23 protein-coding genes are annotated in these 23696 nt (G+C 62.2%); 17 read left to right on the plus strand and 6 right to left on the minus strand.

Going from position 1 to position 23696, the window contains the following annotated elements; all coding sequences use genetic code 11:
* Positions 1-23 precede the first annotated feature (23 nt).
* Positions 24-1079 (plus strand): LacI family transcriptional regulator, encoded by a 1056-nt coding sequence (locus tag ABIB57_RS09675; RefSeq protein ID WP_354040328.1) that lies wholly within the window; start codon positions 24-26, stop codon positions 1077-1079.
* A gap of 307 nt (positions 1080-1386) precedes the next feature.
* Here ABIB57_RS09675 and ABIB57_RS09680 read toward each other — a convergent pair whose 3' ends face one another.
* A complete protein-coding gene (locus ABIB57_RS09680; protein WP_354040330.1) occupies positions 1387-1521 on the minus strand; it encodes a hypothetical protein in 135 nt (44 codons plus the stop codon).
* Positions 1522-1815: 294 nt separating this feature from the next.
* Here ABIB57_RS09680 and ABIB57_RS09685 point away from each other — a divergent pair, with 294 nt between their 5' ends.
* From ABIB57_RS09685 to ABIB57_RS09700, 4 genes are all read left to right on the plus strand, one after another.
* Positions 1816-2232 carry an AbrB/MazE/SpoVT family DNA-binding domain-containing protein gene (locus ABIB57_RS09685; RefSeq protein ID WP_354040332.1) on the plus strand — a complete coding sequence of 139 codons (417 nt, stop codon included), beginning with the start codon at positions 1816-1818 and terminating at the stop codon, positions 2230-2232.
* Complete coding sequence (locus tag ABIB57_RS09690; RefSeq protein WP_354040334.1) at positions 2226-2621, plus strand: type II toxin-antitoxin system PemK/MazF family toxin; 396 nt, start codon at positions 2226-2228, stop codon at positions 2619-2621. Before ABIB57_RS09685 ends, ABIB57_RS09690 begins: the two co-directional genes overlap by 7 nt.
* A gap of 1177 nt (positions 2622-3798) precedes the next feature.
* A complete protein-coding gene (locus ABIB57_RS09695; protein ID WP_354040335.1) occupies positions 3799-3972 on the plus strand; it encodes a hypothetical protein in 174 nt (57 codons plus the stop codon).
* A gap of 270 nt (positions 3973-4242) precedes the next feature.
* A complete protein-coding gene (locus tag ABIB57_RS09700) occupies positions 4243-6198 on the plus strand; it encodes a glycoside hydrolase 5 family protein (protein ID WP_354040336.1) in 1956 nt (651 codons plus the stop codon).
* A gap of 207 nt (positions 6199-6405) precedes the next feature.
* Here ABIB57_RS09700 and ABIB57_RS09705 read toward each other — a convergent pair whose 3' ends face one another.
* Positions 6406-7095, minus strand: coding sequence for a GntR family transcriptional regulator (locus ABIB57_RS09705; RefSeq protein ID WP_354040338.1), 690 nt, complete (start codon positions 7093-7095; stop codon positions 6406-6408).
* 128 nt (positions 7096-7223) lie between these two features.
* Here ABIB57_RS09705 and ABIB57_RS09710 point away from each other — a divergent pair, with 128 nt between their 5' ends.
* Together ABIB57_RS09710 and ABIB57_RS09715 are read left to right on the plus strand one after the other, a co-directional pair.
* Positions 7224-7982 carry an enoyl-CoA hydratase/isomerase family protein gene (locus ABIB57_RS09710; protein WP_354040340.1) on the plus strand — a complete coding sequence of 253 codons (759 nt, stop codon included), beginning with the start codon at positions 7224-7226 and terminating at the stop codon, positions 7980-7982.
* Positions 7982-9130: an ABC transporter substrate-binding protein gene (locus tag ABIB57_RS09715; RefSeq protein ID WP_354040341.1), complete on the plus strand. Its 1149-nt coding sequence runs from the start codon at positions 7982-7984 to the stop codon at positions 9128-9130. Before ABIB57_RS09710 ends, ABIB57_RS09715 begins: the two co-directional genes overlap by 1 nt.
* 3 nt (positions 9131-9133) lie before the next feature.
* Here the strand turns inward: ABIB57_RS09715 and ABIB57_RS09720 are convergent, their stop codons facing one another.
* On the minus strand, positions 9134-10180 hold the full coding sequence (locus ABIB57_RS09720) for a Gfo/Idh/MocA family protein (RefSeq protein ID WP_354040343.1): 1047 nt from the start codon (positions 10178-10180) through the stop codon (positions 9134-9136).
* Positions 10181-10328: 148 nt separating this feature from the next.
* Here ABIB57_RS09720 and dgoD point away from each other — a divergent pair, with 148 nt between their 5' ends.
* Positions 10329-11486, plus strand: a complete 1158-nt coding sequence (dgoD, locus tag ABIB57_RS09725; RefSeq protein ID WP_354040345.1) for a galactonate dehydratase — start codon at positions 10329-10331, stop codon at positions 11484-11486.
* Position 11487: 1 nt separating this feature from the next.
* Here the strand turns inward: dgoD and ABIB57_RS09730 are convergent, their stop codons facing one another.
* Positions 11488-12384 (minus strand): dihydrodipicolinate synthase family protein, encoded by an 897-nt coding sequence (locus tag ABIB57_RS09730; protein ID WP_354040346.1) that lies wholly within the window; start codon positions 12382-12384, stop codon positions 11488-11490.
* A gap of 151 nt (positions 12385-12535) precedes the next feature.
* Between ABIB57_RS09730 and ABIB57_RS09735 the strand changes: the two genes are divergently transcribed.
* Positions 12536-13327 (plus strand): FadR/GntR family transcriptional regulator, encoded by a 792-nt coding sequence (locus ABIB57_RS09735; RefSeq protein ID WP_354040348.1) that lies wholly within the window; start codon positions 12536-12538, stop codon positions 13325-13327.
* A gap of 20 nt (positions 13328-13347) precedes the next feature.
* Complete coding sequence (locus ABIB57_RS09740; protein WP_354040349.1) at positions 13348-14433, plus strand: glycoside hydrolase family 88 protein; 1086 nt, start codon at positions 13348-13350, stop codon at positions 14431-14433.
* Between the two features lie 30 nt (positions 14434-14463).
* Here ABIB57_RS09740 and ABIB57_RS09745 read toward each other — a convergent pair whose 3' ends face one another.
* Together ABIB57_RS09745 and ABIB57_RS09750 are read right to left on the minus strand one after the other, a co-directional pair.
* Positions 14464-15363 (minus strand): SMP-30/gluconolactonase/LRE family protein, encoded by a 900-nt coding sequence (locus tag ABIB57_RS09745; RefSeq protein WP_354040351.1) that lies wholly within the window; start codon positions 15361-15363, stop codon positions 14464-14466.
* Between the two features lie 11 nt (positions 15364-15374).
* Positions 15375-16145: an SDR family oxidoreductase gene (locus ABIB57_RS09750; RefSeq protein ID WP_354040353.1), complete on the minus strand. Its 771-nt coding sequence runs from the start codon at positions 16143-16145 to the stop codon at positions 15375-15377.
* A gap of 147 nt (positions 16146-16292) precedes the next feature.
* Here ABIB57_RS09750 and ABIB57_RS09755 point away from each other — a divergent pair, with 147 nt between their 5' ends.
* From ABIB57_RS09755 to ABIB57_RS09785, 7 genes are all read left to right on the plus strand, one after another.
* On the plus strand, positions 16293-17273 hold the full coding sequence (locus ABIB57_RS09755; protein ID WP_354040354.1) for a substrate-binding domain-containing protein: 981 nt from the start codon (positions 16293-16295) through the stop codon (positions 17271-17273).
* Between the two features lie 74 nt (positions 17274-17347).
* Positions 17348-18847, plus strand: a complete 1500-nt coding sequence (locus tag ABIB57_RS09760) for a sugar ABC transporter ATP-binding protein (protein ID WP_354040356.1) — start codon at positions 17348-17350, stop codon at positions 18845-18847.
* Positions 18848-18872: 25 nt separating this feature from the next.
* Positions 18873-19919 carry an ABC transporter permease gene (locus ABIB57_RS09765; protein WP_354040357.1) on the plus strand — a complete coding sequence of 349 codons (1047 nt, stop codon included), beginning with the start codon at positions 18873-18875 and terminating at the stop codon, positions 19917-19919.
* Between the two features lie 7 nt (positions 19920-19926).
* Entirely contained in the window at positions 19927-20850 is a 924-nt protein-coding gene (locus ABIB57_RS09770) for a hypothetical protein (protein WP_354040359.1), read from the plus strand.
* Entirely contained in the window at positions 20847-21635 is a 789-nt protein-coding gene (locus ABIB57_RS09775; RefSeq protein ID WP_354040361.1) for an enoyl-CoA hydratase/isomerase family protein, read from the plus strand. Before ABIB57_RS09770 ends, ABIB57_RS09775 begins: the two co-directional genes overlap by 4 nt.
* Positions 21636-22898: a CaiB/BaiF CoA transferase family protein gene (locus ABIB57_RS09780; protein ID WP_354040362.1), complete on the plus strand. Its 1263-nt coding sequence runs from the start codon at positions 21636-21638 to the stop codon at positions 22896-22898.
* The gene (locus tag ABIB57_RS09785; protein WP_354040364.1) at positions 22898-23665 is read left to right on the plus strand and encodes a glucose 1-dehydrogenase; all 768 of its coding nucleotides are present in this window, start codon (positions 22898-22900) and stop codon (positions 23663-23665) included. Before ABIB57_RS09780 ends, ABIB57_RS09785 begins: the two co-directional genes overlap by 1 nt.
* Positions 23666-23696 lie beyond the last annotated feature (31 nt).

The raw sequence follows: 23696 nt of genomic DNA on the forward strand, positions 1-23696 counted from the left end.
TTGGACTGCTATATTGAACCAGCATGGAAGCGAAAAGACCGCAGAGTTCTGCCAGCCAAACAGTGCTCTCGCCAAAACACGGCAGGCCGACTTTGCGCACCATTGCGGGGTTGACGGGGCTGGCCGTGACGACGGTGTCGCGAGCGCTTAGCAACCATGCCCAGATAGCGCTGGACACCCGCGAAAACGTGCAGAGGGTGGCGCGCGAAGTCGGCTATCTGCCAGACCGTGCGGCGCAACGCCTCAAGACCGGCCGGACCCATGTCATCAGCCTGCTGCTGGACCCGCATGAGGAAATCCTGGGCTTTGGGACATCCCTGCTGCACGGGCTGACCCTGGCGCTGCGCGGCACGCCTTATCACCTGATTGCTACGCCCAATTTTCAAGACGAGCCCGCTATCGATCCGGTCAATTTCATCATCCGCAACAAGCTGGCCGACGGCATAATCTTTTCGCGCACCGAACCGTTCGATCCCCGCGTGCGGTTGCTGATGGAAAACGGCTTTCCCTTCGTCAGCCACGGCCGGACCGATTTTTCAACCCAGCATGCCTATGTCGACTTCGACAATTCCGCGTTCGCATATGAGGCCACGCGGCGCCTTATTTCCAAGGGGCGCAGTCGGGTAACGATAATCCTACCGCCCAAGCGGCTGACCTTCGCCCAACACATGCTGCACGGCTTCATGACGGCCGTGCGCGAAGCCGGGGTCGAGTATGAAATTCCCGAGGCGGTGACGCTGGATAGTTCGGCGGGCATGATCCGCGACTATGTAAACGCGCGCGCGGCCGAGCCCAATCCTCCCGATGGGTTCGTGTGCGGCGGTGAAGTTTCGGCGTTAGCGACCATCGCCGGGCACAATGACCGCGGCATGGTACTGGGCCGAGAATTCGATATCGTGGCCAAACAGACGTCCCGATTGCTCAGCCATATCCAACCGCGCGTCGAAACGATCTACGAGGATCTGGCGGCGGCAGGCGAACAGATGGGCCAACTGCTTATTCGCCAGCTCAGCGGTGAGACCGGCACCGATCTACAAATCCTTCAAGCTCCGCGGTTCGGCGTACCCACGTCTAAATAACCGGTGTCTTCGGCATTGCTCGAGTGTTCCTTTCCGAAGGACCCAGAGCGGCCGCATAATTGCGGCCACACCACTCGCGCTCTCGGCGATGTATCGAAGCGCAATTCCTGCCACAATGGTGTGTTGCTGGGCTAGCCACCTGCGGACGAGCGTCGTGGAGGTGACCCGTTCGAAAACCTTATTGCAGCCCTCCGGGGCCAATGTCTGACGACAATCAACACTGATAGGTACCGAGGATCAACGAGGCCAGTCCCGACTATCGTCACTCGGCCAAGCGGCACCGGCGGACCAATAATAGCCGTCCATGTCACACGCTGCCCCCGCGGGCCGGCCGGTGGCGTCGTCTAGCTTGGCAAACGGGCGCCTGTTGTTGGCGACCCCCGGTGGCGGGATCGAAATCCCATACGTCGATCCAGGGGCCTCGTGTGTCCGAATGATACATGGTCCGCCCGTCGGCGCTCCAGGCTAGGCCGTTGGAAATCTTTATGTCCCCCGTAATCTCCTACAGGGGGCAGCGTTCCGGTTCGGTGACGGTCGCACGACACGGCTACGGGGGGACGGCCTTGTTGCCCCGGCTCCCGAATGTTAGATATAGTCCGACATTCATAGGAGTTTGACGATGGCGGTAAGGAAACCCGGTAGGCCGGGAGGGAGTGTCGGTAAGGCTGCTGCTGCCCGGACCGGCAAGTCTGTTCGCTACATGGAAGTCGCGCCCGCGCCCGCCAAGGGGCGCTCGGTGAAGACCTTAGCCGCCTCGGTGCTGTCGTCTTCCCCCGCAATGCGCTTGCCCGGAGTTGGTTTGGCAGATGTCGGCGCCAAAAAGAAGGTGGACGTTTACAACAACGTGATCCGCGCCCAAAATAACCAGATCAGGGCCAGCGCCGTCCTCAAGAAGGCGGGCGGTTCGCTGGTGATGACCTTGCCGGCTGCTGTCCGCAAAGCGCTCGGTCTGACGGAAGGTGCGGAATTGTCCTTGGCCGTTGAGGGTTCGCGCGTCGTCATGGAGCCGGTAACGGCAACGGTGATGCAACGGGTCCGGCGCCCGAAATATACCCTGGATGAATTGGTCGCAGGGATGAATCCTGAAGCGCCAATGACTGAAGAAGAACGGTCTTGGTATGATGCCGCGCCGGTCGGGCGGGAGATTTGGTAAAGCCGGATATCCCTGCGCCGGGCGAAATCTGGTGGATGAACATGTCGCCGTCTGCCGGGAAGGAACAAAAGGGGCAGCACCCCGCCCTGTGCCTGTCCGACTTCCGGTTTAACAAGGCGACCGGCTTTGCCTATTTTGCCCCGATTACAACTGTCGGAAATGCGGCTCGCGGCACGGGATTCGCCGTGTCCCTTACCGGCGCCGGCACTGAAACAACCGGCGTCATCCAAGTGGACCAAATCCGTTCGTTCGACTGGCGCGACCGGGGCGGGAAGCGTAGCACGGACGTGGTGCCTGCGGCCATTCTGATTGAAGTGTTGGAACGGTTCGCGCCGGTGCTGGGCCTCGGGGTTCTGGAATCTGAGGAGGAGGGGGACGACCATGCGTAGGTTCATGGCGGCTGGCATTGCCGCGACAATGCTTGTGGGAGCTGGCCGGTCGCGGCTCAAGCGGATGCCGAAAAGGTTCTGGCCTGCGTAGGCAATTTGAACGGAAAGACCCTGACCAGGTCCGAGGCAACGTGCGATTGCCCTTCGATGTGGAGCGCATGGGAATCCGGTGCAACGGCTGGGCGCCCGGCGAAGGCGACGTGTTTTTCGTCAGTGGAAAGGGCTCTTACGCACTGAACGGCAACGCCAAGGCCACGTTCGCGGACCGCGTCCAATATGGCTGGATTCTCCGGAGGGCGGCGGCGCCAAAAACAATGTGGGGCCTTGGATCAACGTAGGCCTCGTGCTTTGCCAATAGAGCGCGGCCTTTGGCGGGCATGGATCGTGGGTACGATCGTATGGGTTGTCTGGGGGTGCCGGGCAAAGCGATCTCGCATGTCCGCTGCGGGCTGTCGGAATCGACGCTGGGGGCGGGCCTTGGTGCAACGCTCAGCTAGCTTACCCGCTTAATATTACGGTGGGTGTGGAACAAAAATTCCCCGGCATTGTGCATGGCCGGGGTCAGAACTCTGTGGAGATGTCCGGGGGGGAACCCCTAGAGAGATTAACGCGGGTTAACGAATGTGATGCCATGTCTTGGGCCAACTGCCATCGCCGGCTGAGCTGGAACTCACTAGCTTCCGGAGAAAAAATTGAAAATCGAAAGCCAGCTTGAGCTGTCTCGCTGGTCGGCCAAGCTCAGTTTGGTTTCCGGGGATCGCGACCGGCGACCGTGCCGGTAAAGCTTGGCCTGTGGCAAGATCGGCACTCGAGCCGACGCGGCCAATAACCTTGGAATGGATCGACGAGTGAGATTGGTCATGGCATTACTGTTGCGGTTGGCCTTTTCGCCTCGCCTCATTACCTGACGCAATATGGCAGGCCGGAGAAGAAAGAGGACCTGGCAACGCACAGGCTCATTGGACCTGATCGAGATGCGATAGACTTGGCGATCGCCCAAAAATTAGGGCCCATCTTCGCGCTCGATCGCTATACATTGCGCACCGACAGCCATGCGCAGATCGCTGCCGCTCGGTCCGGACTCGGTTTGCTGTCTGCCAGGCCCATGTAGGCGAACGGGATTCGCGACTTGTGCGTGTAATCCCGACGTTCAATGTCGGTACCCTGGACACTTGGATTGTCGCACACGAAAACCAATCAAGGGCACCGCGGGTGCTCGCTGTTGTGGACGGTCGATGGAGAAACTGCTGACGCCGGCCTGCTCAATGCGGTGATCGATCTTACCACGACCGAAGTGCCCGATATGCTGATCGGCAGGTTTTTGCCGCAACCGAAGATCGGTTTTGATTAGTTCAGGGCCTATTGTTGAGCTCAAATCGCCCCTTGGGTCCGACCATCGTCGTCCATATCGATCCAGCCCGCATCCACCTGTTCAACGCGGAAGGCAATGCCATAACGGCGTGAACTTGCTGTTTCTGTTGACTGCCGGTTGCCCCGGTGGCAGACGGCCGGGCGTCGGTCGATCGGCTTGCGGGTGTTTTAGGGTGCCGGTGCGGAACTAAGCGGCGTATAGAGCGGCCGATCCGTGTCCATCCGAATTCTATTGCCGTTGGAGCTGAATGTGCCGCCGATTGTTTCCAGCATTGACGACGTTTTTCCGTCCGCTCGCCTGTCGCTCGGCTGCAATTATTGGGCCTCCCATGCCGGCACCTTCATGTGGCGCAACTGGCAGCCTGAAATCGTCGATCAGGACCTGGAAAAACTGGCAAAGGCAGGGCTGACCTGGCTGCGGGTATTCCCGCTCTGGCCAGACTTTCAGCCGATCACCCAGCTTCGTGGCCAAGGCGGCGTACCCGTCGAAATTCGCTTGGAGGAAGAGCCGTTACCCGAAGATCGCATCGGTCAGGCGGGCCTGTCGCTGGTCATGCTGGAGCGTTTTGCTGAATTCTGCCGCATCGCTGAACGACATGGGCTCAAGCTCGTCGTGGGGCTGATAACCGGATGGATGAGCGGCCGGCTGTTTGTGCCGCCGGCGCTTGCAGCGCTCGACCCGATCACAGACCCCATCAGCATCACCTGGCAAGTGAGGTTTGTCCGCGAGTTCGTCAATACCCTGCGCGACCAGAATGCCATTGCCGCCTGGGACCTGGGGAATGAATGCAATTGCATGGGGGTAGCCCCAACGCCCGAGGCGGCCTATCTCTGGACCGCCGCCATTGCCAACGCCATCCGCGCGGCCGATCCTTCCCGCATCATCGTGTCGGGAATGCATTCGCTTTCGGTGCCTCGCAACGGCATCGGCAATCCATGGCTTATAACGCATCAGGGCGAGCTGACAGACCTGATGACAACTCACCCCTATCCGTATTGGATCCGTCATACCAACCTTGACGCTGTCAACTCCTTGCGGGTCACCCTACATGCGACGGCAGAGTCGCGGTTTTACGCCGACATTAGTGGCAAGCCTTGCATTGCCGAGGAGATTGGCACGATGGGGCCCATGGTGGGCGGCGATCTGGTGTCGACCGGCTTTGTGCGGGCCAACATGTTTTCGCTCTGGGCAAACGATTGCCGCGCCATGGCGTGGTGGTGCGGGCATGATCAGACCGAATTGTCCGCCGCGCCTTATGACTGGAACGGCGTGGAACTGGAACTGGGCCTGCTGCGCAACGACGGGACGGCCAAGCCGGTACTCGAGGAAATGTCGGCGTTCCGCAAGTTCGTCGATGAGCTGCCTTTCGACACGCTGCCCAGCCCTGCTAGCGAGGCAATCTGCCTGCTGACCCACAACCAGGACGATTGGGCCGTGGCCTATAGCAGTTATGTGCTTGCCAAACAGGCCAAGCTCGAGATCGCCTTCAGGCATATCGAGCAGACCATTCCCGAGGCCAAAGTCTACCTGTTACCCTCGCTTCAGGGCGCCAATGGCGTGCCGCGCCGCAAGTGGCTCGAGTTGCTGGAGCGCGTAAAGTCGGGGGCGACGCTGTACGTCTCGCTTGGCGACGGCATTGTGTCGGGCTTCAATGAAGCGACCGGCGTCGTGCTGCATACCAGAGCGAAATCGGCGGGTGGGGTCTCTATGGCTTTGTCCGACGGCACGGTGATGGTGCTGCCCGGAGGTGACGAGCTTCACATCGAGGCGCAATCGGCTCAGATATTGGGCACGCGGGGGGACAACGGTTCGCCACTTTACTGGAAAAACCAGTATGGCCTCGGGACCATTTTCGTTGTCGCTGCGCCGCTTGAATCGCAATTGACCACGACGCCTCGCGCCTTTGGCGATGGATCGCCGGACTACTGGAAAATATACGCCGCAGTTGCCGAAAATGCCGGCCAAAGTCGTCCTGTCCGGATTGTCGATCCCAATATCGCCGTTACATGTCATGACGTTGGGGCAGGACGGTGGATCATCTGTGCCATCAACCACAGCGGCCAATCGCGCCATATCAGCGTTGAACTCGATGCGGGGATGACCGTAACAACGATATGGCGTGGGGCAGCAGCAGACAAAGCAGCAATGGTGATCGGTGCGCATGATGCGGCTTTGTTTGAAGTGTCGGGTGCGCCGGCACACTAGGGGCTCCCAGTTTTGAATCGACCGCAAATTGATTTCAGATACGAACGCCGGCCGCATCATCGCCACCGGCGGATCGGTGCGGCCGTGCGCGCTGTGGGAGCGACATCTCACGCCAAATTTGGCTTGAGACATACCCGGCGGTCCCCTGTCTGAGGATATCGCCGTGGCAGATCTGCCGTGCGCTGGGCGCTTCGGGAGCTCGCAGGGTCAGGCGGGTTCGAGGAGGCGCTGTCCCCCATCGAGGATGTGCTGGCGGATGGCGCTGCGGGCCCCGTCAGGTGAGCCGTTTTGTAGCGCCTCGATAATCGCCTCGTGCTCGGCGACGAGCTTGGCGATATCGGGAATGCCGCGTCCATGCAGGGCCTGCATGATGCGCTGGTGATAGGCTAGCTTGCGGTAGGCATCGATGATGAAGGGATTGCCAGACAGGCCGACGACCTTTTCGTGGAACACCGCGTTGAGTTTAACGAACTCGACATAGCCTTCGAACGTCGTCCCGTAGGTGCCGGCGCCCATCTGCTCGTTGATCTTGCGCAGTTCGGCGATCAGTTGCGGATTGATCAGGGGTAGGGCGGTCTCCAGCGCTCCGACCTCGAGAATCAGCCGGGCGCTGAACAGGTGCCGCAGCTCCAGTGCATCGGGCGGCGCGGCGACGCGATAGCCCTTGTTGGCCTCGAATGACACCAGCCGTTCGGCATGCAGCCGCGCCAGCGCCTCCCGCACCGGAATGAGGCTGGTGCCGAATTCCTGCGCCAGGGCATCGATTACCAGGCGTTCGCCCTGGGGGATTTCGCCATTGGTGATGCGCTTGTGGATTTCCTCGTGCGCCAGATCGACTAGGCTGCGGCTGCGAATGAACGACTCCGGCTTGGTTTTGCTCGCTATCGATTTGACCATTTCGGCATTCCTTCGTCACGAAACCGCAGGGGTAGGCAGACTCCGCTTGCGAAATCATCGCCCAGCTCATAATCATATATAATCGATTATTTATGATGCGGAAGGCGTTCCGCTCAAGGAGTGTTAGCATGCCGGACCAAATATTGCTCGAACGCCATGGCGATGGCATTGCCGAACTGGTGCTCAATCGCCCGGAAAAGCACAATGCGATCAGCCCGGAAATGGCTGCTGCGATCCGCGACGCGCGGCGACAGATCAATGACGATGACGAGATCCGTGCGGTGGTGGTGCGTGGCGCGGGCGAGCGGGCTTTCTGTGCTGGCACCGATATCGCCCAGCTCGATAGCTTCAAGGACGCCTGGGCGTTCCGCAATCGCATCTGCTACGCCACCGAATTCCGCCGCATCAAGAAACCGACGGTGGCGGCGCTGAAAGGCTGGGCGGTCGGCGGTGGGCTGGAAATCGCCATCAACTGCGATATCCGCATCGCCGCGCCATCGACCAAGATCGGCGCGCCTGAGGTCAAGCATGGCTGGCTCGGCGGCGGCGGGCAGACGCAGATGCTGACGCGGCTGGTCGGCTACGGCAAGGCCATGATGATGTGCCTGACCGGCGATACCTATGGCAGCGACGAGGCCTACCGCATGGGCGTGATCGAGCAGATGGTGGGCGAGGGCGAGGAAGTGGCGGCCGCACGGGACATGGCGGCACGGATTGCCGGCCATACGACGATCGCCACCATGACGGTCAAGGAGGGTATCCGCGCCGCACTGAACGGCACGCTGGACGGGGCCTCGCGCTATGAGAACGACCTGATGGTACTGGCATTCGCCCTCGGCAACCAGCGCAAGGGCATCGACGAGTTCGTCGGCCGCAAGGACGCCTGATGACCACGCTCAAGGGGCTGAGCTGGGGGCATCGGCGGGCGACGGGACCGTTGCAGCCGCTGGTCGAGCGGTTTTGCCAGGATAATACCGATATCGCGGTGGAGTGGACGGTTCGCCCGCTCAGCGATTTCGAGCATCAGGGCCTGGCCGCAGTCGCCGAGCAGTTCGACCTGATCATCTACGATCATCCGTTCAGTGGCGATGTGGTCGCCAGTGGCGCTTTCGTGCCGCTGGACCGGAATCTGGCCGGGTTGAACCCGTCCGATGACCGGCATTTTGCAGGGGCCTCGCTGACCAGCTATCGCTATGCCGATGCGGTCTGGGGCGCGCCGATCGACGGGGCGACGCAGCATGCGCTCTATCGCGGCGACCTAATGGCGGATCGGCCGCTGCCGGTATCGTGGGACGACGTGCTCAATCTCGGACGTATGCTGCGCAAGGACGGGTTGTTCCTCGGCATGGCCTGCGAAACGCCGCACGCCGTGCTAACGATCGCGGCGCTGATGGCCAATGCCGGCAAGCCGTGGTCAACCGATCCAAAACAGCCGTTTAGGATTGATCGCGTGGGTCTCGGCGAGGCGCTTGAACTGGTTACAGCAGCGCTGGAATTTTGCCCACCTGAGGCCATCGGCTGGAACTCGATCGACCTACACGACCAAATGGTGGCGCGCGACGATGTAGTCTACGCCCCCTGCGTTTATGGCTACGCCACCTATGGCGAGGCGGACATGCGCAAGCGCCTCAGCTTCGCGCCGTTTCCCGGCACCACAGCACCCCATCAGGCCGGGACGGCAATCGGCGGCACCGCCGTTGGCCTGTCGCGGCATTGCAAGGATCCGACAGCGGCGCTGCGGTTCATCGCTTTCCTGTTGTCGGATGTCGCGCAACGCGAGATCATTGCGGCCCATCACGGGCAGCCGGCAATAGCCGCGGCTTGGGACGATGCGGTGACCGATGCGCGTTTCAACGGCTTCTTTTCGGCGATCCGCTCGACCATCGACACGGCCTGGATCAGGCCGCGCCTGCAGGGTTATCCCAATTTCCAGAAGGAGGCCGGGATCGTCGTTCGCCGTGTGCTGGCGCGCGAGATCGCCACCGAGGCGGGGCTCGATGCGATCATGGCGCTGGCCGACAAGGTCAACCGCTAGCCTTCAGATGCGCTCGGCATTGCCCGACTTTGCCGAGCGCAGCATGGCTTCGACCACCTCCACCGCCCGGGCACCGACCAACGCCGGACCGGCATTCTCAACCGGCAAGCCCCTGCACAAGTCGACGAAGCGGTTGACCGGCTCGATGCACGCATAGGCACCGGTGCCCGGTTCGATTGGAACGGTGATGTCGTGACCATCAAGGCGCTGCACCACACAACGCTCGCGCTCGACGTCGAGCAGCAGCATGCCCTCGCTGCCGTAAAACCGCAGATCGACCTGGAACGGCTTGCCATCGGGTACCGTCGCTGCGCCGGATAGGGCAGCGGTCGCGCCGCTGGCGAACTGGACCGAGACGGCATTGAACAGGTCGGCCCCGAGATCGGACTTGCCGGTAAAGGCAAACACCCGCTCGGGCGCCAGATCGGCGAGGTAGAACAGCCCACCGAGCAGATGCACCAACTGCCCCCAGCCATAGCCGCCATTCTGCGGATTGGCCCAGGTTTCGGGATTGGGGCGGAACAGTTCGTTCTCAGTGCCGGGCATGGCGTGACCGGACATCAGCTCGCCGATCGGTGACGCCATGACGGCCGAGACGTGCTTGATGGTGCCGATGCTGCCCGATGCGATCAAGCGTCTCGCCTCGGCGAAATACGGGCGGAAATTCCAGCCATAGGGCACCACGACATGACGCTTGCGCTCCGCCGTGAGCGCAACGATGGCGCGGGCCTCGGCGGCATCGACGGTCATCGGCTTTTCGACGAGGACGTGCAGGCCTTGGTCCAAAGCCTTGAGGGTTTGCTGTCCATGGAAGCGGTGCGGTGAGGCAACGATGATGCCATCCATCGGCACGGCGCCGAGCAGCTCATCGAAAGACTCGGTGCCGTAGGCGATGCCGAACTGCTCCTGCACCTGGTGCAATTCGGCCTGGCCGAGGCGGCAGACGCCGACCAGTTCCACATCGCTGCGCGCCTTAAGGATCGGCAGGTGATTGGACGCCGCCCACCAGCCGACGCCGACAATGCCGATCCGGGTTTTGCGCTCAGTCATGGAAGAAACTCGCCAGCGTGATTGGAGGCAAATTCATATATGATCGATCTTTGTAGATCAACGCGCGGTATGAGCCGATAAACGAAAAGTGCTGGCGGACGAACGACTGGTCGGCCGCTATGCTCAAGCGAAATTCCGGGAACATCGCATGAAGATCACCGCCATCAAGACCTTTGTCGTCAACGCCAGATTGCGCAACTGGATTTTCGTGCGCGTCGAAACCGATCAGGCCGGGCTTTATGGGCTGGGCGAGGCAACGATGGAGTTCCAGACCCGTGCGGTGATTGGAGCGGTCGAGGATATCGGCATGCTGATCATCGGCGAGGACCCGCGCAATATCGAGCATCTCTGGCAGATCATGTTCCGCCACCCATTCTTCAAGGGTGGCATCGTGACCATGTCGGCTCTGTCCGGCATCGACCAGGCGCTGCATGACCTGAAGGCCAAGAGCCTGGGCATTCCGCTATGGCAATTGATCGGCGGGCTGAGCCGCAAGCGGCTGCGGATGTATGATCATCTGGGTGGCGGCGACTCCACTGCCGTCTATAACAGCGCCGCGTCGGCTTCTTTCGCCGAAAAGGTCGCGCGCTCAAAGGCCGATGGCTTCTCCGCGGTCAAGATCCTGGCCGTCGGCAAGACCGCGCCGCTTGATGGCAACGCCGCGCTCAAGGAGGCCGAGGCGCTGATGGCGCGCGAGGGCGCGGGCGACGACATGGATATCATGGTCGACCTGCACGGCCGCACCACGGCGGCCATGGCGATCGAATATGCCAAGGTGCTTGAGCCATACCGGCCGTTTTTCCTCGAGGAGCCGTGCCAGCCCGAGGATTGGCAGGGTACGGCGCGCGTGGCGGCGTCCACCACTATTCCAATCGCGGCGGGCGAGCGGCTGGTGCATCGGCACGAGTTTCTGCACCTGTTGCAGGCGGGCGCCATCGCTGTGGCGCAGCCCGACGTGTGCCATGCTGGCGGCATTACCGAGACGCGGCGGATCGCGACCCTGTGCGACACCTTTGGCGTATCGATGGCCCCGCATAACCCGCTCGGGCCGATCGCCACCATGGTCAATATCCATCTCGGTTTCGCCACGCCCAACTTCCTGATCCAGGAGGTGATGCGCTCGGATGTGCCGTGGCGCGACGAGATCATTTCTGGCGTGACGCCGATCGTGGGCGGTTATGTCGAGCCCAGCCAGGCGCCGGGCATCGGCGTCGATATCAACTTCGAGGCGGCGGCAAAGCACCCGTTCGAAGAGGTCAAGCCGATTCAGTGGTATCACCATGATGGCAGCGTGGCGGACTGGTGATCTAGCGGCCGTAGGGGCCTAACGCGGCTGACCAGCGATCCAGTGCCGCCTCGAAGAACGGTTCACGCATGATAGTCGGCGCGCGGCAGGCTCCTGCATTGGCGATGCCAGCCCGGCGGGCGAACATGGTCTTGCCATAGAGGATCGCCACGTCCAGCGATTGCATGGCATAGACGATGTAGGGCAGGGCCAGCCCATACAGACGCTGCGCGGTTTCCAGATCGCCGGCTTTGACCGCCTCATAGATGGTGATTTGCACATCGGCGCAGTCGGGAGCTGGGATCATCCCGGCGCAACCGGCCAGCAGGTTGTCGGGCAGTTCCAGCCCGCCGCGACCGTTGAAAATCACAAAGTCCGAACCCAACGCATCGATGAACGGTTTAACCTGGATCATCGGGCCTTCGCCCTTCATCAGGGTGAAATTGGCATGGCGGCGGCGCAGTGCTTTGACCTCATCGGGGCTCAGCCCGACGCCGAGATATTCCGGTGCGTTTTGGATGCCCACTTCGGCGGTGATCTTGCCCATGGCCGACGAATAGAATTCGAGCAGGTCGGCGCTGGCCGGCTTCTGGCCCAGCGGCGGTTGTAAGATGAGATAGTTTGCACCGGCCGCCTCTGCCGAAGCCGCCAGCGCCCCCACTTCGTCAAGCGTCGCCCCCGCGATCGTTGCCATCAGTGGCACCCGGCCGGCAATGTCCTCTACCGCCCATTGCACCAGCGTTTCGCGCTCGGTCGGGGTCAGCGTCTTGACCTCGGTGATCAGGCCGAGCAGCGCGATGCCATGGGCGCCCGAAGCGATGCAGACCTCGACCTGCTGGCGAAACGCCTGTCGATCCAAGGCGTTAGCCTCGTCGAAGAAGGCATAGAGCATGGGGAAGATGCCGTGTGGAGCAGACACTTTTGGCCTCGTTCGCGCGGACGATTGCCTTGCGGGTCATCCTGTTACTTTGTATGATAATCTGACATGCATAAACACCGAGGACAATCGGGGAGGGACAAGGGGCAAGTGCGCTCTTGACGGGGAACTTCGAAACACGGATCGAATTGGTATGGCAAGAAGCGCAGTCGCAAATCGTGAGGAAGCCCATCTCGGTGGGCTGATGCAGGTCCGGGGAATTCTCGGCTCTGTAGTCAGCGGCTTGGGCCGGCGCATCGTTGCGGGCGAATGGAAATCGGGTGAAGCGCTGCCGACGGAGGCGGAGCTGATGGATGAGCTCAATGTCGGCCGTTCGGTGGTGCGCGAATCGATTCGCATTCTCAACGCCAAGGGCTTGGTACGCAGCCGGCAGATGGCAGGGACCACGGTCCTGCCGCGCGCCGAATGGCGCCTGCTCGATCCGGACCTGATCCAGTGGCGGATGCAGGCGGCGGACCGCAAGGTGCTGCTCAAGGATTTGCTGCAGGTGCGCCTGACTCTGGAGCCCGGAGTGGTGTGGACCGCGACGGCCAATGGCAGCGCGTCCGCCAAGGAGCGTATCCATCGCGCCTGGCAGGCCAAGATCGAAGTTCTGCACGAGCGAAGCACTCCCGAACAACAGCGCTTACATTTCATCGAACACGATCTCGAATTTCACCGCGCCTTCCTGGCAGCGGTCGGGTCGGAAATTCTCGAGCAGCTCTTTTCGGTGATCGAGGCGGCCCTGTCGCTGATGATCGACGTGCAGATGCAGGCGCGCGGATCGACCACGGCGCTGGTCGGGATGGAGGAGACCAACCAGCTGCACCAAGACGTCTATGACGCCTTTGCCGCTGGCGACGCCGACAAGGCCGAAAAGGCTATGCGGTTCCTCATCCAGAGCGCCATCATCGACGCCAATCGGGGCTTTTCGCTTACCGAGTAAGCGCCCCACACAGGACGCAAATGACACAACCAACGGAAGCCGAACGCCAGCTGTTCAAGCGGGTGGCCGAGCGGCTGCAGCAGCACGACTTCAAGGGCTGGTTTTATGGCGACTCGGTGGGCTTCGAGGGGCTGATCGCCGCCGGCGACCTGCTTGGAATTTCCACATGGCAGGATTTTTCCCAAGGGTTTTTCCGCGCCTGGTCGACGCGCATGCGGCCGTTCCAGCTCGACGACAATACAGCGCCCGGCCACGTCATGTGCGAGATCGTCAAACGCACCGGCGACGAGGTGTTGCGCAAGGCGGTAATCGAGCTGGCCGAGCATCTTTATTCACGTCGCAGGGTGCGCGGCGTGGCGATCACGTTTGAGGATACGCTGCGGGCGCTGCGCGAACCTTATGGCGGGGGCGGACTCGATGCCGAACAGCGAGCGCTGATGGAGGATCCGGGCGCCGGGACGTGGCTCGACTGCATGCATTTCGATCCGCCATTCTATGCCCATCTCGCCAAGATCGGCGGCGGCACGGAATGGTCGCAGCGGGCGGTGGATGAAATCCTCGCCTATCGCGAGTTGTTGTTCGATGCCGAACTGGGCATGTACAACCATTTCTGGCTGGAAAAGACTCAGCGCTCCTATATCCGCGGCTGGGGTCGCGGGCAGGGCTGGGGCCTGCTCGGGCTGATCGATGTCGCCGAACATGCCGACAAATCCAGCAATGGCTACGACACCGTCGTGCGCAATGCGCAGGATTTGGCCGAGGCCATGCGCAAGTGGCAGCTGCCGGATGGCAATTGGTGGGCCATGGTGCACGAGCCGCAGTCGGGCCCGGAATCCTCGACTGCCGCCTTCATGGCCTGCGCCTTCTACCGCGGTATCAAGCTCGGCTTTCTGCCAGCTGAAACCTTCCGCCCGGCCGCCGATAGGGCCTATGACGCCATGTTCGTCAATCTCGATGCCGAGGGCAACCTGACCGGCGTATCCGCCGCGGTCTATGCGGCGCTGACGCAGGAACACTACTGGAACGTGCCGCTCAACTACATCGTGCCATGGGGGCAGGGCCCGGTGCTGACGGCCGTTCTCGCCCGCCAGCAGGTCGATTTGTAGGAAAGAAGGCGGGGCTTTGCGCCCCGCCGCTTACCCGAACTCGGGCGCGATCAAGCCCTTTGCGCCGGGGCGGCAGACAAACAGGTTGCCCGAATGCGGCGCCGCGGCGAATTCGGCGTCGCTCATGCCATAGCGGGCGGTGGTGATGTAAAGCTGGTCCAGATTTGGCCCGGCAAAGGCGCAAGAGGTCACCTTGTTCACCGGCAGATCGATAACGGTATCGACTTCGCCGCGCGGATTGAACCGAACGACGCAGCCGCCATCCCAGCGCGCATTCCACACGCAACCATCGGCATCGACGCAAGAGCCATCGGGAACGCCACGATCGAATTTGGCGAATGCCCGCTTGTTGCTGATGACCCCGGCATCCAGGTCGAAATCATAGGCGAAGATCGTTTCCGACGCTGTATCGCAGAAGTACATGGTGCGGTTGTCGGGGCTCCAGCATACGGTGTTGGACACCCAGATGCCGCCTTCGAGCGCGGTCAGTGTCATGTCCGGATCGAGGCGGTAGAGCGAGCCGGAACCGCCGATCAGATCGATGCCGGCGCCATTGGGCGCGATATTGTTCTGCATGGTGCCAAACCAGAAGCGCCCACGCGCATCGGTGCCGCCGTCGTTGGAACGGTTATAGGGCAATTGCGGCTCTGGATTGAGCAGATGGGTCAGCGTTTCCGTGGCGAAATCGAAGCTGCTGATGCCGCTGTGGCAGGCGACGATCAAACCGGTGCCGTCCTTCTTGGCACGCATGCTGGTGATCATTTCGGGCATTGGGCAGCTTTTGACCTGCCCGGTGGCCGGATCGAGCGACTGCAGCAGCGACGGCATGGGTACGTCAAGCCACCACAGCAAGCCGCGTTTGGCGTCCCACCAGGAGCCTTCGCCGAGGACATTGTGGCAGGCGACGGCGGTCGATACTTCGATGCTCATGGGTTTTCTCCCTATTCGTACATGCGGATGGTGACACCGCCATCGACCACGATATTGGCGCCAACGATGAAGCGCGCCTCGTCCGAGGCCAGCATGGCGGCGACCGCCGCGATCTCTTCCGGCTTGCCCAGCCGGCCGACCGGTTGCTTGGCCTCGACCTTGGCGCGGGCCTGCGGATCGGGGTCCTCGTCAAAGAATTTTCGGTTTAGCGGCGTATCGATATAGCCCGGCGAAATGGCGTTCACGATGACGCCGCGATCAGCATATTCGAGTGCCAGCGAGCGCGTCAGCCCGAGCAGACCATGCTTGGCAATCGGGTAGGGAAAGGTGTTGCGGATGATCTGGAAAGAGTGATTGGAAGCGATATTGATGATGGCGCCATGACCCTTGGCCAGCATATGCGGCAGCGCGGCGCGGCAGCAAAACCAGGCGCCATCGAGATCGACCGACATGCACCGCTGCCAGTCGGCATCGGTAATCGACAATGGGTCCCCGAATACGGCGATCCCGGCATTGTTGACCAAAATATCGGGCGGGCCGAACTGCGAAACGGTTTCCGCCATCATTTCATCGACGCTGTTGGCGTTGGCGACATTGGTCGGGATGGCGATGGCTTCGGCGCCGGCAGATCGCAGACTTTCCGCGATCGCTTCACCGCGCGAAGAGTCCAGTTCGGCGATGACAACACGAGCGCCTTCTGTGGAAAACCGACGTGCAATGGCTTCACCAATGCCCTGTCCGGCCCCGGTGACAATGGCAATTTTGCCCGTAAGACGCTGCATATTTCCTCCGTACGCAACTCGATGTTTCGATGGCGCGTTGACTTTGTATGATAAACAGATAATCCTATTCTTCGTCAACCGGAAGCGACCCACCCATAGGTGGAGAATAATCGCCCGGCTGGATACTTATCGGTCAGGGAGGACCAAATGACCAAGTTTACGCGCCTGCTCGGTTGCACAATCGTAGCCGCCAGCCTGATCGGCACGGCTTTCGCCGGTGGTGCCGCCGCCCAGGACAAGCTAATCGTCAACATCAACAAGAGCGGCACCCAGCAGTACTTCATCGACCAGGGCAACGGCTTCACCAAGGCTGCCGAAGAGCTGGGCTACAAGGCATCGGTGATCAACGTTGAACTCGACGCCAACCTGGCCATCAGCGCTATCACCGATGCGATTGCTGCCGGAGCCAAGGGCATCGCCATCACCGTCCCCGATCAGGCCGTCGGCCCGGCAATTGCCAAGGCCGCCGCTGATGCGGGCCTGTTGCTCGTCGCCACCAACGACAATATCGCCGACGCTGCCGGCAACCCGATCCCACTGGTCGGCTTCGACGGCAAGGACATGGGCACCAAGGTCGGCGTCGCTGCCGGCGACCTGCTCAAGAAGTCCGGCTGGCTCAATGGCGGCAGCTACGGCATCCTGTCTGTCGAAGTGCAGACCCTGTCGGTTTGCAACGACCGCACCAATGCCTCGCGCGATGAAGTGACCAAGGCCGGCGCCGATGCCGCCAAGATCTTCCCGATCACCTATGATGGCACCACAAATTCCGCCCTGGAAGCGGCGGGCCCCGTGATCACCGCGCACCCTGACGTCGACAAGTGGGTCGTGTTCGCCTGCAACGACGAAGGCGCTCTTGGTACGCTCAATGCGCTCAACAATGCCGGCTTCTCGCCGGATGACATCATCGGTGTCGGTCTCGGCGCCTATGAAGCCTGCCATCCCTGGGCCGCCGGCCAGCCGAGCGGTTTCAAGGCCGCGCTCTATATTAGCGGCACCGATGTGGGCGCTGGCGCCGCCAAGGCCCTGATCGCTTCGCTGGAAAACGGCACGCCTCTGCCGCTCAACACGGTCGCCGATACCTCGATCGTGACGCCGGAAAACTACAAGGATGTGATGCCCTGCCCGTAAGGGCCTGAGCCTCGCCGGGACGGACTTCCTGCTGTCCGTCCCACCCTTGCTTTGTCCAGCAACTGGCCATGACCATGACTGATACACCCATTCTTGAAATCCGCGGCGTCGGCAAAGCCTTCCCCAATGTGCGGGCACTGGCCAATCTGGCCTTTGACGTGAAGCGCGGCGAAGTCGTGGCCTTTGTCGGCGAAAACGGTGCTGGCAAGTCGACGCTGCTCAAAATCCTCTCTGGCGACTATCGTCTCGACGAGGGCACTGTTCTGCTCGATGGCCAGGAGGTCAGTCACGTCGGCCCGCTCGAAGCGCGCCGTGCCGGCTTTCGTCTGGTGCGCCAGGAACCCGAGATTGTTCCTCACATCAGTGCCGCTGAGAACATCTTCGTCGGCGAACTGCCGCAGAAGCGCGGCATCATCGACTTCAGCCAATTGCGCAGCGACGCCAGGGCGCTGCTGCAAGAATGCGGCTTTGCCGGGCTGATCGACCCGGAAGCCATGGGCGATACCCTGTCGCCGGCGCAAAAGCACGTGGTCGAAATCGCCCGCGCGCTCAAACCCGGTGTCAAGGTCATCGCCTTCGACGAACCCACGTCGTCGCTGACCGCTGACGAAACCGAGCGATTGTTCACGCTGATCCGCGCACTGCGCCAGCGCGGGCTCGGGGTCATCTACGTCACCCATCGTCTGCATGAAGTGATGGAGATTTCCGACCGTATCGTGGTGCTGCGCGACGGACGGCTGGTTGGCATCAAGGAAACTGCCTCGGTTACGCCGGACGAAATCATCCGCATGATGGTGGGCCGCGACCTGTCCTACGGCTTCAGCCGCAGCGAGACGACGCGGTCCGAAGTGGTGCTGGAAGTCACCAACCTCACCAGCCGCTATCACCGCGACATCAGCTTCAAGATTCACGCGGGTGAAATCCTCGGCTTCGCCGGGCTGGTCGGTGCCGGCCGCACGGAGCTTGCCAAGGTCATCTTCGGCGACCTGCACAAGCGCAGCGGCGATGTGCGGATCATGGGCGAACTCACCCGGATCAAATCCCCCTCGGATGCCATTCGCGCCAGCATCGGCTTCGCCCCCGAAGACCGCAAGGGCGAGGGCCTGATCCTCGTGCGCTCGGTGATCGAGAACGCCTCGATGGCGGTGTTTTCCAGGCTGAGCCGCTGGGGCGTGCTACGCTCCAAGATGATGGTCGATACGGTGGCCCCATTGATCGCCAGCCTCGAAATCAAGACGCCGTCGCTGGAACAGGAAGTCGGCAAGCTGTCGGGCGGCAATCAGCAGAAGGTTGTGCTGGCGCGCTGGCTGGCGGCCAAGCCCAAGGTGCTGATCCTCGACGAGCCGACGCGCGCTGTCGACGTCGGCGCCAAGGCCGAAATTTACCGGCTGATCGACAACCTCGCCAAAAGCGGTATCGCCATCATGCTGATCTCCTCGGAAATGCCTGAATTGCTGGCGCTGGCCGATCGCATCGTCGTGATGCAGGGCGGCCTGCTGTCAGCCCCAATCGAAAAGAGCGAGGCCTCGGAAGAGCGCATCCTCAATGTCGCCCTCGGCCAGCAAGCCGCGTAGCGACCATCCCATCAAGAGGGCGTCCATGACCCATATGACCCAGACCAATACCGAACGCAGCACCGATAATCCGCTCAAGGCCGCCACCCGTTTCGTTGGCGCAGAGAACTTGTCGCTGATCATCGCGCTGATCATTCTGGTGGCGCTGATTGCCAGCCAGACGCCGTTCTTCTTTGCACCGCGCAACCTGATGAATATCGGCATGAACCTAGCCGTGGTCGGCCTGCTCAGTGTCGGCATGACCATGGTCATCGTCTCGGGAGCGCTGGATATTTCCGTCGGCTCGATTGCCGGCGTCGCCTCGGTGGTGTCGGCGATCTTCGTCACCTATGTGGGTACCGTCTGGGGCGGCATCTTCATGGGCATCTTGGCCGGGGCGCTGCTTGGCGTGGTTAATGCGGCGATCATCTCATACCTGCGGGTCAATGCCGTGGTGGCGACTTTGGCAACCTTGTCCGCCTACCGAGGCCTGGCCTTTCTCGTGGCCCCCGAAGGCCGCCCGATCGGCGTGCTCGACCAGAATTTCGCCTTCCTTGGCTCGGGTCGTGTGTTTGAAAGCGGCGGCTTCCCGGGTATTCCCGTCGCGATGCTGCTGCTGATCGTCATCGCGGTGATCGGACATTTCGTCATGAGCTCGACCGTGTTCGGCCGCTCGATCTATTCGATGGGTGGCAATCCCATCGCCGCGCGCCTCGCCGGCATCAACCTGACGCGGATGAAGTTCTATATCTTCACCATCTCCGGTGCACTGGCCGGGCTGACCGGCGTGCTGGTGACGGCGCGGACTAGCTCCGGGCAACCCTCTTCGGGCACCCAGGGCCTTGAACTCGAAGCCATTACCGCGGTGTTTCTCGGCGGCGCCATCCTTGCCGGCGGCAAGGGCACCATCGTTGGCACCATGCTCGCGGTGGTGCTGCTGGCGACGCTGAGCAACGGCATGAACCTGCTCAATATCCCCACCTTCTACCAGCTTGTGGCCAAGGGCTTCCTGCTGGTGGTGGCCGTGGCAATCGGGCAGTGGCGCATGGCGCGGGCCGAGCGGGCCCAGGCCCGCGCCGCAGCAGCCGGCTGAGGGCGCGATGGCTCCCCTCGCAATAGAAAACGCGGTTGTGCGCGTCGTGATCGATCCGGCTTTCGGCGCCCGGGTGCTGAGCCTGCTCGACCGGCGCTCCGGCCGCGACTGGATGGCCAAAGGCCCGCAAACCGCCAATTTTGGCGAGGGTGCCGTCTATCTGGCCGACGAAGCGGTGGGCTGGGACGAGTGCTTTCCCACGGTCTCGCCATGGGACGCCAGCGGCACCGCATGGGGCCGGACCTTGCGCGACCATGGCGATCTGTGGGGTCGGCGCTGGAGTGTCGACGCGCACGCATCCGACCGGCTCGCCTGCAGCTATGGCGATGCCGACTTCCGTTTCAGCCGTGAGCTATCGCTGGCCGGCGAAACGCTGACTGCGCGGTATTGCATCGAGAATTTGAGCGATGACGCATTGCCCTTCATGTGGGCATTGCACGGACTGCTGGCAGTGACGCCGCAGGATCGTATTGCCATGGCCGGCGTCGACAAGGTCAGTGCCAGCTATCTGTCACGGAATGGCGAGACCTTGGTGTCGCCCGAGCTTGCCTGGCCCGGTCCGGGCGCGCCGCTCGACGTGCCGCTGGATGCTGTCCAGTCTGCGGCCAGCCATGTCGCCGCCAAGCTCTATGCCAGCCAGGTGCCGGCGGCCACGGCCTCTGTTGGCGGCCGCAATGGTTGGCTCGATATCGGCTGGGACAATCGCGAGATCGCCCATCTCGGGCTCTGGCTCAATTATGGCGGTTGGCCGGAGCCCGGCAACGGGCATTGCATCGCGCTGGAGCCGACAACCGCACCCGCCGACCACCTCGGCCAGGCGCTGGAGCAGGGCACGGCGGTCCTCTTGGCAGCCGGCGCAAGCAAAACCTGGAGCGTGACGCTGACTCTGCGCGCGCCCGACACTTCCACCAGTACGGATACGACCAGATGACCGACGAAGCCCACATTCTCTACACCGTCGAAAACGGCATCGCCCACATGGTGATGAACCGCCCGGCTAAGCTGAACGCCATCACCGCCGCGATGGGCAGTGAGTTCGTCCGCATCTGTCGTGATGTCGATTTTCGCGACGATATTAAGGTGTTGGTGATCTCGGGCGCTGGCGACCGGGCCTTTTCCGCCGGCAGCGACGTCAACGCGCTTGATGACCTGGGCGAGCCATGGGAACAGCGCAACCGCGCGGAATATGACCGCGACTACATCGCGCCGCTCCTCAAGCTGCGCAAACCCTCCATCGCGGCCATCGATGGCTATTGCCTGGGCGGCGGGCTGGAAGTGGCGATGAGCTGCGATATCCGTGTCGCGACCGATCGTTCGCGTTTCGGCGCCCCCGAAGTGCAGCGTGGCTGGCACGCCGGCTCCGGCAATACCTCGATTCTGCCGCGGCTGATCGGCTACGGCAACGCTGCGCGCTGGATCCTGACCGGCGACGTTTTCCCCGCCGCCGAGGCGCATCGCGTCGGCTTCGTGCAGGATCTGGTCGGCGTCGACGAGCTGTTCCCGCGCGTCATGTCCATCGCGGCGCGGCTAGCCAGGAACCCGCCGATCGCCGTGCAGTCGGCCAAGAACATTATCAAGCAGAGCCAGGGTACCTCGATCGCCCAGGGCCTCGCGTGGGAGAATGATGGCTACACGTTTTGCATGTCCACCGAAGACGCCGCCGAAGGCATCAAGGCCTTCGGCGAAAAGCGCGAACCCGTGTTCCGGGGGCGCTGAATGAACCAGATCCAGTCCAACATGAACGGCCAAGCCATGTCCAAATCCGGTCCCCTCGCGGGCCTCCGCGTCCTCGATCTCACCATTGCCCTGGCCGGTCCGATGTGCACCCAGCGCATGGGCGAGATGGGCGCCGATATCGTCAAGATCGAAGCGCCCGGCGGCGGCGACTTTTCGCGCTACTCGACCATGGCGGGGATCACCAAGTTTGGCGACGCCACCACCTTCGTCACGCTCAACCGCAACAAGCGCTCGCTGATCCTCGATCTCAAATCCGATGCCGGCCGCGAAGTCCTCTATCGCATGGTCAAGGACGCCGACGTGCTGGTGCAAAACTTCCGCCCGCGCGTCGCCAGCAAGCTTGGCATCGATTACGCCACGCTCAGCGCCATCAATCCGCGCTTGGTCTATGGCTCGATCAGCGGCTATGGCGAAGACGGCCCGCTCAAGGATCGGCCTGGCCAGGATCTGCTGCTGCAGAGCTTTGCCGGGCTAACCATGAACGCCGGCCGCTCCACCGAACTGCCGCATCCGTCGCCGCTTTACATGGTCGACGTTTCCGCGTCTCATCACCTGACTGAGGGCGTGCTCGCGGCATTGGTGGCCCGCGCGACGAGCGGGCGAGGCCAGGAGATCAGGGTCACCATGGTGTCGGCGATCATGGAAATGCAGGTGCAGGAGCTGACCTCTTTCATGTCCAGCGAAGGCCCGCCCCGCCGTTCGGCCAGCCCGCAGGCCTCGATTTATATGGAGCCGCCTTACGGCATCTATCAGTGCAAGGATGCACATCTGGCGCTGGCACAGGTCGATCTCAACGTGCTGAGCGATGTCATCGAGGTGCCGGTGCTGAAACAGCTCAAGGCCTCGCGGCCACGACAGACCGATAGCGACCAGCTGATGGCGTGGCGCGATGACATCTACAACGCGGTGGCGACCCGCCTGCGCGAGAATACCGCTGCGCATTGGGACGAATTGCTGACGCAGAACGGGCTGTGGTGCGGTCCGGTCAACGATTATGCGACCTTCCTCGCGCATCCGCAAACGCAGCGCTACCTGACCACGATGACCCATTCCAAGGGCGGTGAATATCGCACTGTGGCGCCGGCCATCCGCTTTTCCGAAGACCCCACTCCGTCGCTGCGCGGCTCGCCCCGCTACGGCGAGCACAGCCGTGAAGTGCTGCTCGAAGCCGGTTTCAGTGTGGCCGAAGTCGACAAGCTGTTCGCCGACAATGTCGCGGTCTCGCCAGTGGTCGACGCCTGATGGTCCTGCGCCTACCCAACCAGCACATCATGGTCACTGGCGGCAGCCGGGGCATCGGCGCGGCCATCGTCGAGAAGGCACTGGCCGAAGGCGCCTCGGTGTCCATCATCGATGTCGAGGAGGGAACCGGCCGCGCTTTTGTCGCCGGGCTTGAGGCGAAGGACAGGGTGTATTTTGCTCGTGGCGACATTCGGCTTGCCGCCGATATCAAAGCATTTCACGTCGAAGCAGTGAAGCGCTTTGGTCCGGTGACAGGCCTCGTCAACAATGCCGGCCGCAATTCCAACGCCGATCCGGTGACTATGACTGAGGAAGAGTGGGACGCGGTCTTCGCGGTCGATCTCAAGTCGGCATGGCTCTGTGCTCGCGAAGTTCTGCCGGCGATGATCGCGGCAAAGTCGGGCTCGATCGTCAACATTGCCTCGGTTCATGCCGATCACACCTTCATCGGCTACTTCCCCTATGCCGCTGCGAAATCAGGCCTCGTCGGCCTGACCCGTTCGCTGGCGCTCGAAGTCGGCGCCCACCAGATCCGCGTCAATGCCCTCTCGCCAGGCTGGACCGAGACTTTCCTCGTCGCCGAATATTTCTCCGGACAGCCTGCGGACACCCGCCAGAAGGTCCTCGACGTGCATCCGATGGGCCGCATCGCCAAGCCATCGGAAATCGCCAATTGCGCGGTGTTCCTGCTGTCCGACGAAGCTTCCTTCGTAACCGGCGCCAATTGGCGCGTGGACGGCGGCATGGGCGCGCGTTTCGCCGGCTGAGCCATTTGGGCTTATCCACGTCAACGTAAGC

Source organism: Devosia sp. UYZn731 (genome assembly GCF_040546795.1).
In the GTDB taxonomy this organism is placed as follows: Bacteria; Pseudomonadota; Alphaproteobacteria; order Rhizobiales; family Devosiaceae; genus Devosia.